This is a genomic window from Subtercola boreus (assembly GCF_003399625.1).
GTDB lineage: Bacteria > Actinomycetota > Actinomycetes > Actinomycetales > Microbacteriaceae > Subtercola > Subtercola boreus_C.
On sequence record NZ_NBXA01000034.1, the window covers coordinates 70101 to 78173 of the forward strand.

Consider the following 8073-nt stretch of genomic DNA (forward strand, 5'->3'; position numbering starts at 1 on the left):
AGCCCGCGTCAGCGCGGATCGACGAGTGACTGCAACGACCCGTTCGGCAGCGCCACCCAGCCCTCGCGCCGAGTTCGGGCGAGCATCCGGTCCCCCGGTTGATCGGCGAGCCCAACCGCGGCCGCCCGTGTGGCCAGTGCCGCGACGACCGCGTCGAAGGCGTCGGTCGAGCCCAGCATCAGCGGCCGGAAACCCTGCACGTCGAACCAGGGTGCGGCCGCCAGCAGGTCGTCGATGAGTTCGGCGCGGCGGAGGGCATCCGCCCGGTATCCGGCCGTCGTGAGTCCCCAGAGCCGGAGCGACGCGACCGGGTAGATCTCGACCACGAGCCCGCTGCCCGACCTGTCGATCGGGATGCCGCGTTCGGCGATCCGCGCGAGCATGCCGGCCGCACGCATGGCGGTGAGCCCGAGCCGATCCGTCGACACGCTGAGCGGCCACCGCCCTGTGCGCTCGCGCACCACCCGGTCGGTCTCGCGGTAGGCGAGGGTGCGCCGCCAGTCCATGCCGCCGTCGACACCGGGGTCGAGCGCCCGCCCCTCGTGGTGCGCCACCAGGAACTCCACGAACTCGTCGGGCCAACCGAGGGCGCAGTCGATCCCGAGCTTGTCGACCCGCTCGGCCGTGTCTGCGACCAGTGCGTCGTCGACGCCGAGGATGAGCGAGGTGAGGGTGGCCCGGCCGGCCTGTTCCGACCACTCGATGACGGCGAGCGCCGTGCCCTTCGGTTCGGCGGCAAGGTCGACGCCGGCGGTGATCATCCGAGCAGCGTAACAAGCTCCCGGCAGGCTCCGGCAATCTGTCCGCGCTCCCGGCTCCGAATCCCTCCTGTCCCCGAACGGGCGCGCCGAAAGGCGATGCCGAGGAGGTTCACGGTGGGAAGCATCATGTACGGCAGTCCCGCGGCGACGCTCGAGTTCGACGATCGCACCCTCGCTCACCTGCGAGCAGCGATTGTGCAGAAACTGGGGCGGGGTGAGCCGTTCACGTTCCACTTCGCCAACCAGGCGCGGAACGGCTCGGGCCACACCGTGCTCTGGATCCACCCGGCTATCGCCCTGCGGTTCCAGTTCGCCGGGCGCACGGGCCCCCTCAACCGGGCATGGGTCGAGGCGCTGGTCGAGACTGCGAACAACTCGTCGGGCCTTGTTCTCGTGGATGAGCCGGCGCGGGTCTCCGGATGACCGGGGCCCCGTCATCCGTGAGCAGGGGTTCGCTCCTCCCCGCCGCGCAACCCCCCTGGCCACCGGCCGTGACCGACCGAGAATTGATCCATGCCTCCCGCTGACAAGACCTGCGCCTCCTGTGGCCGCCGCATCGAGTGGCGAAAGAAGTGGGAGCGCAACTGGGACGACGTGCTGTACTGCAGCGACGCGTGCCGGCGGCGCAAGGTGTCAGCGGTCGACCGGGAGCTCGAGACGGGCATCCGCACCCTGCTCGCGGCGCGGTCGGCGACGTCGACGATCTGCCCGTCGGATGTGGTGCGCACGATGACCGCCGACGAAGACGAATGGCGTGCGCTGATGGAGCCGGTGCGACGGGCCGCGCGGCGCATGGTGGCCGCGGGTGAGGTCGAGATCACGCAGGGCGGGAAGGTCGTGGATCCCTCGACGGCGAAGGGCCCGATCCGGATCCGCCGGCGTCGTTCCTGAGGGGAGGCGCCGGCTCGGGGAGATCTGAGCGCAGAATGGGAACATGGATCCCACCCGCCGACTGATGTTCTGGCTGAAGGTTCCCTACGCCGCGGATGTCGCGCTGGTACTCATCGGCATCGGCCTGCTGCTCGGCGGCAACGCACTCGGCTGGTGGGTTCTCGTCTTCGCCGTCGTGCGGGCGATCGTGGGCACGATAGCCCTGGTCTGGATCGCGCCCCGGATGATCGCCAGGCGCTCCCGGCTGCCCTGAGCATCCGCGGCTGCACCCGCACCCGCACCAATGCCAGCACACGGCATCCCACCCGCCCCTCTCACCGCTCCAGGATTCCCCCCGGCCCCGGCGCCAGAACGTCGACGGCCAGCCCGTGCGACACGGCCGCAAGCCGGGAATCGGCTGTCCAGAGTTCGGTGCAACCCGCACCCTGCGCCGCGGCGAGGTGCAGCGCGTCGGGGGTCGTGATGCCGTGACGCGCCCGAAGCTCGGCGGCGCGCTGGTACTGCACATCCGACAGTTCGACCAGCGCAAACTGTTCGAATGCCCGCCGGTAGTGATCCGCCAGCGCCAGGTCATCGTTCCGGAGCGGCCCGACCAGGCATTCGAGCTTCACCAGCGAGCTGATGGCGACGGTCTCGTCTGCGATCGACGCCAGCCTCTGCCGCACAGCGGTTCCGAGGGCCCCCGCGTCTTCGACCGCGTAGATCACAATGCAGGAGTCGAGGTAGATCACTCCCAGGCATCCCTCTCCGCAGTGATCTGTGCGTCGAGTTCGTCTGTCGTTCGCTCCGAATAGGCGGGAGGTGGATTGCGGGTCAACCACTCGGCCGCACGGCTCCCCGTGTGCTGAGGCTCGGCGTCGACTCGCACAAGCCGGACGATCGGGCGACCCCGCTTGGAGATGACCACGTCTTCGCCGTCGGCCGCGGCTGCCACCAGCTTGGAGAGACTGTTGCGAGCGTCGAGCACATTGACCGAGACCATGGCGGATCCTTTCTGGCTAGATCACCTAGCCAGAATACACACCCTCGATCAGTTGCGCACGCGACCGCGGCCGAAGACCAGCCAGAGGATCGAGCCGAGGATGTTCAGGAAGAACGCCGCCAGGATCCAGAGGAACTTGCCGACGGCGCCGTGGTTGGGATTCCGCACGATCGACACGACGGTCACAATGAAGATGATCAGGCCGATGAGGCCGAGGCCTCCGGAAATCGGGTCCACAGGATCCACCTCTCTGCCCCGCTCGGGGCGCTCGGATCAACCCTAGGACCACCCCAGCCGCGCCGCCCGCTCAGCACGGTAGACCGACAGGTTCGTGTTCGCGAGCGACAGCAGCGGAACCGGCACCCCGAGCACACCGGCCCGCGCGACGAGGTCGCCCACGATCTGATCCGACTCCACTTCGGCACCGCCCATCAGGTCGCGGAACATCGACGTGCCGAACGTCGACCCCTCTGCCGTGAGGGTGTCGAGCACGAACGCACGCTGCGTCTCCCGCGGAGGAAAACCTGCCGCCGTGGCGACAGCGAAGCACTCCTCGGCGAGCCCGGTCGCGAGGGCGAGCCCGCCCGGCGCGGCCACGATGGACCCGACCGTGCTGCGCATCAGGGTGGTGAGCGAGCCTCCCGATGCCAGCATCACCCACTTCTCCCACAGGTCGAGGTCGATGGTCTGTGAAATTCTCGTGCGAAAACCCGCCCCTGTGAGCGAGGCGTCGAGTTCGAGCATCCGGTCGCTGATCGAGCCGTCGAACTCACCGTACGAGAGACTGTTGCCTGCTCCGACCTGGCGGATGCTGCCGTCCGGCTCGACCTGGGCGGCGACGACGCAGACTCCGCCCACTACGCGCCCAGCGCCGAACCGTTCACGCAGCACATCGATGTGGCGCACGCCGTTGAGGGCCGGGACGACGAACGTCTTCGCTCCGATGGCGGGGGCCAGGTCATCCAGAGCCTGCTCGAGCGCATACGCCTTCACCGAGAGCAGCACCGCGTCGAACCCTCCGGCGCCCGCCAGCTCGCCGGCCTGCACCGTCGCGGGCTCCGGCACGACCACATCGTCGCCGTCAAGGGTACGCACCACGAGCCCATCGGCCTGGAGCGCAGCGGCCCGCGCCGGCCTCACGAGAAACGTGACGTCCCTCCCCGCCGCGAGGAGCCTGCCCCCGAAGTAGCCACCGACGGCTCCCGCGCCCACAACCAGTACCCGCACGTTGCTCCCTCTCGCCGCGAGCGTCAGCGCCCGCTGCCTTCGTCCATCCAATACTGGCGCAGCCTCTCGAGCGCCTCCGCCCTCGTGAGCAGGATCGCCGCGTCGGGCTGAAGTCCGGCGCGGGTCACGAGCTCGTTCATGAGGTGCAACGGCAACATCTCGGCCGACGCCTCGACGACGCCGCGAGCCGGGAGCACTCCCCGATCGACGCAGGCCCAGAACTCGTCGGCGCTCACCGAGAGCTGGTCGCGAAGGATGTGCGACCACATCGAGGGCCCGTACGTGCTGCGATCGATCGGTTTCGAGATGCGCGTTCGCAGAACCGACCCCGACCCGAGAGTCAGTTCATAGGTGCGGTGGTGCCTCACCGGCTTGCCGGCAGATCCCCGCACCAGCATCCACTTCTCTGCGACACAGAAGTCGTCGTGGTGCTCGCGCGTGGGAGCGGGATAGCGGCTCATACTGCGCTACCCGTCATTCCGAGCCTCCGAGGAGCCACGCCTTCAGCTGATCATCTGTGGACAGCTCGATCAACTGCACGAGCCCCCAATTCTGGGAGTGGTTCGGCACGGTGACGAGGTGATCCTGCCAATCCTCCGCATACTCCCTCAGCACGGCGATCATCTCGCTGACAACCGCGTCATAGCCGCTGGCCTCTGCCGCGAAGGGCCGGCCGGGCATCAGGATGACCCACCCTCCGTCTTCGGCGAAGATCTCGGCGTTCGGCGACACGGTTCGACAGAAGTAATCACGGAGCCGTTCGGCATCGACAACAGCGGACTGGTGATCCGAACGCAGCACAGTGACGACGCGGCCGCTCTCCGCCGCATCGAGCAGGCCCTTGAAGTCCGCCCGGGCAGCAGAGGCTGATTCGTAGCGCGTGAGGAGGTTCATGCATCCATCCTGCCGTCGTCAAGCCTGGCGGTCAAGTACATCATGTACGTGCTGTACACAACGTATGTCAGAGCCTGCCCCAGCGGGCCCGGGCGCCGAGGTAGGCGCCGTAGGCGATCAGGCCGACACCCACCGCGATGAGGATGACCGTTCCGAACGGCAGGGCGGCGAGCGCCTTCAGGGCGCCATCCATTCCCGTCGCCTTGGCGGGGTCGAACGTCACCGCCGCGACGATGAACAGCACCCCGACCACCGCGAGCGCGATGCCCTTCGCGATGTAGCCAGCGGCACCCACCACGACGACGGCGGTGCCGACAGGGCCGGACGGCAGCGACAGGTCTTTGGTGAACCGCCGGGTGACACCACGGAAGACGAAGAAGACGCCGATGCCGGCCACCACCAGGCCCACCACGACGATCGCGAAGACACCTCCGGGGGCGGCCAGTGCCGTTGCGCTGGCGCTCTGGCTCGAATCGGATGAACTCTTCGAGCCGCCGAGCGCGAAGGTGAGCGCCGTCGCGCCGACCGCGAGATAAGCGACGGCCTTGCCGAACTCGGAGGCCCGCTTGCCCCAGGCCTTCTTCGGGTCGCTGTTCCTGACCTGGAATCCCGCGACGACCTGCCAGAGCCCGAGCGCGACGAGACCGACGACGATCACCCAGAGGAGAGCGCGGCCCGCGGGGTTCGCGGCGAGCTGCCCGAGGGCGCCGGTCTGGTCGGCCGACTCGCCGCCACCCGAGCCGAGCGCCACGGTCAGGGCGATGATGCCGATCAGCACGTGGAGGAGCCCGTTGACTGCGTAGCCGAGACGGGCTAGCACGCGGAACACCGGGCTGTTCTCTGCCTGGCGGACGGCGTGGGATGCAGGATTACCGGTCATCCGTTCAGCGTAACGGCGGCCCTGAAACAGTGGGCGGGGTTGCAGGATAAGCTCATTGCAGGTTCCAGCAGATCCCGAACGAGGAGTTACAGCGCAATGGTCGACAACATCGTGGTCAGGTCTCCGGGCAGGGCGTTGCCGAAGCCGGTCGCCGGGTTGGCATTCGTCACCATGTGGGCCGTCGGCATCGTGCTGTTCAGCATCGCCCATCTCGTCGAGAACCCGCTGCTCGGAGCCTTCGTCGTCGACACCGGGCTGGTTCTCGTGTGCGTCGGGTTCGCGCTGCTCTTCGTGGACTGGGTGCGCACCGCCCTCCGCACCCTGCTGTTCGGGCTGATCGCGATCGTGCTGTTCCTCATTGTCGACCTGGCCGACATCACGGTCATCGTCTACATGCTGCGCATCATCGTTCCGCTGTTCGCCGTGTTCGTGCCGGTGAACCGCGTGGCGAACGGGTTCCGCATCTTCGCTTAGGGGTCAGTGGCCCATCGGGGCGGGCGCGCCGCCCGGCTGGTCGACCGGCTTCCGCACGAAGAACGCCACCGCGACAGCCCCGAGCGAGACGATCGCGCCGACGAGGAACGCCGCACGGATGCCGTCGGTCTGAGCGAGGATCGGGTCGGACCCCGTCGCCACCAGAGACGCCGCCCTCGACGACATCAGCGTCACGAACACCGCCGTGCCGGCCGCACCGGCGACCTGCTGAACGGTTCCGACGACAGCACTGCCGTGTGAGTAGAGCGCCGGCTTCAGTGAACCGAGGCTCGCCGTGAACAGCGGCGTGAACATCAGCGCGAGACCGACGCTCAGCACGATGTGAGCGGTCAGGATGAGCGGCACGGGTGTGGTCGAAGTGACCATGGTGAGCGACCAGAGCACCGCGCTCACGATGATCGCGCCGGGAACGAGCAGCACCATCGGGCCGCGCTTGTCGTAGATCCGCCCGACGAAGGGTGCGAGAACACCCATCACGAGTCCACCCGGCAGCAGCAACAGCCCGGTCGAGAGGGTATCGAGGCGCAGCACGTTCTGCAGGTACAGCGGCAGGAGGATGAGCGTGCCGAACAGTGCCATCATGCTGATCGCGAACATCACGATCGACAGGGTGAAGTTCTTCGAGAGGAACGTGCGGAGATCGAGCAGCGCGCGATCCGTGCGCTGCAACTGCAGCTGACGCAGCACAAAGAGCCCCAAAGCGACCAGCCCGACGACGAGCGGACCCCAGACGGGCATCCAGCTCATCGCATTCGCACCACCGATGGTGGTGAGGCCGTAGACCAGGCCGCCGAAACCGAAGACAGAGAGGATGACCGAGAGAACATCGAACGGCGCCTTGCGGGGGGTGGTCACGTTCGGGATGCGGAGGGCTCCGACGATGAGACCGGCGAGGGCGATCGGCAGCACGAGCCAGAACATCCAGCGCCAGTCGAGAACGCTCAGGATGAGTCCCGAGATGGTCGGGCCGATGGCGGGTGCGACCGAGATGACGATCGAGATGTTGCCCATGGTGCGTCCGCGGGAGGATGCCGGCACCAGCGTCATGACGGTGGTCATCAGCAGCGGCATCATGATCGCGGTGCCGCAGGCCTGGATGACGCGGGCGATGAGCAGCACCTCGAAGCCGGGCGCCATCGCGGCCACGAACGTGCCGATGCTGAAGAAGGTCATCGCGGCGATGAAGACGGGGCGGGTGTTGAAACGCTGCAGCAGGAAGCCGGTGATCGGGATGACCACGGCCATCGTGAGCATGAACGCGGTGGTGAGCCACTGGGCCGATTCGGCGGGGATGTCGAGGTCTTCCATGAGGCGCGGCAGGGCCACGCTCATGATGGTCTCGTTCAGGATGACGATGAACGCGCTGACGAGGAGGATGCCGATGACCAGCTTGTTGCGGGCGGCGAGGCGCGTCTCTTCGTCGCTCTGGATGGTCGGGGTGGCGGTGGTCGCGGTGGCGGTGGCGGTGGTCGCGCGCTGTGCGGATCGTGTGTCGGGGAGGGTCTTGTCAGACACCAGGGCTCCTGTCGGTTCAAGCGGGAGTGCAGTGCGGGATTCGATGCGGGAATTCGATGCGGGAATTCGAAAGCGATCCGTCGGGCTGTTCGGGAGAAGACGGGCGGGGCATTGTTTATTCCGCGCCACGCCCGGGTGGGTCATGTGAACATCGTACACATTAGCGCAGTCGGCGGAGTTGCGCATCCCCCGGTTCCGCTCCCCTGCTCTCGTCTTCTCGTCCACAACCGGCGAGATCTGCGAGTTCTGCACCACTTTCGATATTCGGTTTCGGATCATCGCCGGGCATGGTTGGCTTGTTGCATGACCCGAGAAACACTCACCATCGACAGGCCGGAGACGGCGGCACCCGCCGGCTCTGCCGCGCCGCTGGCCACGTCAGCAGGCCTGCCGACCCGGCGTGGCCGGTTCGCGGCCGCGGTCACCGC

Annotated in this window: 13 protein-coding genes; 4 read left to right on the plus strand and 9 right to left on the minus strand. The window is 67.7% G+C overall.

The features are described 5' to 3' along the window. Positions 1-8: 8 nt before the first annotated feature. Positions 9-761: a DUF429 domain-containing protein gene (locus B7R21_RS17820; RefSeq protein ID WP_116284606.1), complete on the minus strand. Its 753-nt coding sequence runs from the start codon at positions 759-761 to the stop codon at positions 9-11. A gap of 114 nt (positions 762-875) precedes the next feature. On the opposite strand from B7R21_RS17820, the gene B7R21_RS17825 reads away from it, so the two are divergent. From B7R21_RS17825 to B7R21_RS17835, 3 genes are all read left to right on the plus strand, one after another. Continuing rightward, the gene (locus tag B7R21_RS17825; protein ID WP_253259899.1) at positions 876-1184 is read left to right on the plus strand and encodes a DUF7882 family protein; all 309 of its coding nucleotides are present in this window, start codon (positions 876-878) and stop codon (positions 1182-1184) included. Positions 1185-1274: 90 nt separating this feature from the next. Next, positions 1275-1652 carry a DUF2256 and DUF3253 domain-containing protein gene (locus tag B7R21_RS17830; protein WP_116284607.1) on the plus strand — a complete coding sequence of 126 codons (378 nt, stop codon included), beginning with the start codon at positions 1275-1277 and terminating at the stop codon, positions 1650-1652. A gap of 43 nt (positions 1653-1695) precedes the next feature. Beyond that, positions 1696-1905, plus strand: coding sequence for a hypothetical protein (locus B7R21_RS17835; protein WP_116284608.1), 210 nt, complete (start codon positions 1696-1698; stop codon positions 1903-1905). A gap of 61 nt (positions 1906-1966) precedes the next feature. Here B7R21_RS17835 and B7R21_RS17840 read toward each other — a convergent pair whose 3' ends face one another. From B7R21_RS17840 to B7R21_RS17870, 7 genes are all read right to left on the minus strand, one after another. After that, positions 1967-2383 carry a type II toxin-antitoxin system VapC family toxin gene (locus tag B7R21_RS17840; RefSeq protein WP_172592261.1) on the minus strand — a complete coding sequence of 139 codons (417 nt, stop codon included), beginning with the start codon at positions 2381-2383 and terminating at the stop codon, positions 1967-1969. Further along, positions 2380-2634 carry a type II toxin-antitoxin system Phd/YefM family antitoxin gene (locus tag B7R21_RS17845; protein WP_116284610.1) on the minus strand — a complete coding sequence of 85 codons (255 nt, stop codon included), beginning with the start codon at positions 2632-2634 and terminating at the stop codon, positions 2380-2382. Before B7R21_RS17845 ends, B7R21_RS17840 begins: the two co-directional genes overlap by 4 nt. 48 nt (positions 2635-2682) lie before the next feature. Continuing rightward, a complete protein-coding gene (locus tag B7R21_RS17850) occupies positions 2683-2871 on the minus strand; it encodes a PLDc N-terminal domain-containing protein (RefSeq protein ID WP_116284611.1) in 189 nt (62 codons plus the stop codon). A 42-nt stretch (positions 2872-2913) separates the two neighbouring features. After that, positions 2914-3861 carry a ketopantoate reductase family protein gene (locus B7R21_RS17855; protein WP_116284612.1) on the minus strand — a complete coding sequence of 316 codons (948 nt, stop codon included), beginning with the start codon at positions 3859-3861 and terminating at the stop codon, positions 2914-2916. A 23-nt stretch (positions 3862-3884) separates the two neighbouring features. Then, on the minus strand, positions 3885-4322 hold the full coding sequence (locus B7R21_RS17860; RefSeq protein ID WP_116284613.1) for a cytotoxic translational repressor of toxin-antitoxin stability system: 438 nt from the start codon (positions 4320-4322) through the stop codon (positions 3885-3887). Positions 4323-4335: 13 nt separating this feature from the next. Then, entirely contained in the window at positions 4336-4755 is a 420-nt protein-coding gene (locus B7R21_RS17865) for a prevent-host-death protein (RefSeq protein ID WP_116284614.1), read from the minus strand. A gap of 67 nt (positions 4756-4822) precedes the next feature. Continuing rightward, the gene (locus B7R21_RS17870) at positions 4823-5635 is read right to left on the minus strand and encodes a DUF1206 domain-containing protein (protein WP_116284615.1); all 813 of its coding nucleotides are present in this window, start codon (positions 5633-5635) and stop codon (positions 4823-4825) included. Between the two features lie 96 nt (positions 5636-5731). Here B7R21_RS17870 and B7R21_RS17875 point away from each other — a divergent pair, with 96 nt between their 5' ends. Beyond that, positions 5732-6109, plus strand: coding sequence for a hypothetical protein (locus B7R21_RS17875; RefSeq protein ID WP_116284616.1), 378 nt, complete (start codon positions 5732-5734; stop codon positions 6107-6109). 3 nt (positions 6110-6112) lie between these two features. Here B7R21_RS17875 and B7R21_RS17880 read toward each other — a convergent pair whose 3' ends face one another. Then, the gene (locus B7R21_RS17880) at positions 6113-7645 is read right to left on the minus strand and encodes an MDR family MFS transporter (RefSeq protein ID WP_437184197.1); all 1533 of its coding nucleotides are present in this window, start codon (positions 7643-7645) and stop codon (positions 6113-6115) included. Between the last annotated feature and the right edge of the window lie 428 nt (positions 7646-8073).

What these genes read in the sequence shown, in the direction of transcription:
- B7R21_RS17830 (WP_116284607.1), top strand. Translation starts at nt 1,275, where the DNA reads ATGCCTCCCGCTGACAAGACCTGCGCCTCCTGTGGCCGCCGCATCGAG.
- B7R21_RS17860 (WP_116284613.1), bottom strand. Translation starts at nt 4,322, where the DNA reads ATGAGCCGCTATCCCGCTCCCACGCGCGAGCACCACGACGACTTCTGT.
- B7R21_RS17875 (WP_116284616.1), top strand. Translation starts at nt 5,732, where the DNA reads ATGGTCGACAACATCGTGGTCAGGTCTCCGGGCAGGGCGTTGCCGAAG.
- B7R21_RS17820 (WP_116284606.1), bottom strand. Translation starts at nt 761, where the DNA reads ATGATCACCGCCGGCGTCGACCTTGCCGCCGAACCGAAGGGCACGGCG.
- B7R21_RS17835 (WP_116284608.1), top strand. Translation starts at nt 1,696, where the DNA reads ATGGATCCCACCCGCCGACTGATGTTCTGGCTGAAGGTTCCCTACGCC.
- B7R21_RS17870 (WP_116284615.1), bottom strand. Translation starts at nt 5,635, where the DNA reads ATGACCGGTAATCCTGCATCCCACGCCGTCCGCCAGGCAGAGAACAGC.
- B7R21_RS17845 (WP_116284610.1), bottom strand. Translation starts at nt 2,634, where the DNA reads ATGGTCTCGGTCAATGTGCTCGACGCTCGCAACAGTCTCTCCAAGCTG.
- B7R21_RS17865 (WP_116284614.1), bottom strand. Translation starts at nt 4,755, where the DNA reads ATGAACCTCCTCACGCGCTACGAATCAGCCTCTGCTGCCCGGGCGGAC.